Source organism: Yersinia sp. 2542 StPb PI, assembly GCF_048593855.1.
Lineage (GTDB): Bacteria > Pseudomonadota > Gammaproteobacteria > Enterobacterales > Enterobacteriaceae > Yersinia > Yersinia enterocolitica_E.
Genome location: NZ_JAZGQA010000532.1, coordinates 1 through 335, shown reverse-complemented (window position 1 = coordinate 335; position 335 = coordinate 1). Strand labels below are relative to the sequence as shown.

Genomic DNA, 335 nt, shown 5'->3' with positions numbered 1-335 from the left:
GCCAGAATATCCTGTGCGCCCGCCAGGGCCACAGAGGAGGCGGCCCCCAAATTATTGGTTGAGGCCACCGTCAATTTACTGCTGTCCGACAGCGCATATTGACCGAGGAAGCCGCTGTTATTGCCGGTCAGCGACACATTCGCACCATTGTTGATATCAACAGTCGAATCCGTCACGCCGCTGAGGGCATTGGCAACCGCGCCGCTAAGGCCGTTCAGCACCAGATGGGAAGTGGCGGTATCCAGATTCACAGTAGCGGTTGAAGCGCCGAGATTACTGGCTTGACCGACGCTCAACGTACCGGCAGCACCGATATGGTGTGCGCCGCTAAAGCT

At 57.9% G+C, this 335-nt stretch carries 1 protein-coding gene; it reads right to left on the bottom strand.

What is annotated here, in order from left to right:
* Positions 1-335: hypothetical protein (locus V1952_RS22630; RefSeq protein WP_420075647.1), on the bottom strand; the 335-nt coding region annotated here is incomplete at both ends.